At 70.1% G+C, this 942-nt stretch carries 2 protein-coding genes; both read right to left on the bottom strand.

Features of this window, described 5'->3' with window-relative positions; translation table 11 throughout:
- Window positions 1-67: 67 nt before the first annotated feature.
- Window positions 68-505 carry an NfeD family protein gene (locus tag ASE88_RS03425; RefSeq protein ID WP_055876052.1) on the bottom strand — a complete coding sequence of 146 codons (438 nt, stop codon included), beginning with the start codon at window positions 503-505 and terminating at the stop codon, window positions 68-70.
- On the bottom strand, window positions 505-942 hold a 438-nt coding region (locus ASE88_RS19355; protein WP_321163393.1), incomplete at its 5' end, for a band-7 C-terminal domain-containing protein. The genes ASE88_RS03425 and ASE88_RS19355, both read right to left, overlap by 1 nt.

Here is a 942-nt window from a genome sequence, read left to right as displayed (position 1 = left end):
CGGTCCTGCTGGGCGTGCCCTCACCCGCGCCGCTCCGCGGCTTTCCCTCTCCCCAAGGGAGAAGGTTTCAGAGAAGCTCGACCACCAATGCGCCATCGAACACGGCGGTCACTCGGACGCGCGTCCCGACCGCCGCATCCGCCCCGCGCGCAGGCCAGCTCCCGTCGCCGACAAGCACGCGGCCATGCCCGCCGACCAGCGCGGTCTCGACCACCACCACCTGACCAATGAGGCGCGCCGAGCGATCGTTCAGCATCGGATCGCCGCCCTCGACCGGATAGTCGCGGTACCAGCGTTTCCCGATCAGCACCGTCACCGCGCTCCAGACCGCAAACGCCCCGAGTTGCGCCGCGACGGGCAGATCGGGCAACACGAACACGGCCACCCCGGTCACCGCGGCGGCGATCGCGAGGAACACCAGGAACACCCCCGGCACCGCCAGTTCCGCGATCCCCAGCACCAGCGCGGCGATCAGCCACGCACCGGCCGCGCCCACCGCGTCCATCAGCTGCTCGGAACCTCGGCCGACTTCGACAGTTCGAACGGCCCCCGCGGCTTAGGCGTTGGCTGGACCTGGGGCGGCGAAGCGGTCGCATCCCGCAACGCGTCCTTCGCCAGCTCGCCGATCCCGCCCAGCGTCCCCATCAGCTGCGTCGCCTCGACCGGGAACAGGATCGTCTTGGCGTTGGGCGAGGTCGCGAACTTGCCGATCGCCTCGACATATTTCTGCGCGATGAAGTAGTTGATCGCCTGCGCGCCACCCTCCTCGATCGCCTGCGACACCGCGCGCGTCGCCGACGCCTCGGCAACGGCAGCGCGCTCGCGCGCCTCGGCATCGCGGAACGCCGATTCCTTCCGTCCCTCCGACTCGAGGATGCGTGCCTGCTTCTGCCCTTCCGCGCGCAGGATCTCCGACGCGCGCGACCCTTCCGCATCAAGGAT

It is taken from the genome of Sphingomonas sp. Leaf38, assembly GCF_001421825.1.
In the GTDB taxonomy this organism is placed as follows: domain Bacteria; phylum Pseudomonadota; class Alphaproteobacteria; order Sphingomonadales; family Sphingomonadaceae; genus Sphingomonas.
Note: the sequence above shows the minus strand (reverse complement) of the source record. Positions and strands in the feature narration are given on the sequence as shown.

Bases quoted from the DNA above. Each gene is read 5' to 3' on its own strand.
- ASE88_RS03425 (WP_055876052.1), bottom strand. From the start codon at position 505: ATGGACGCGGTGGGCGCGGCCGGTGCGTGGCTGATCGCCGCGCTGGTG.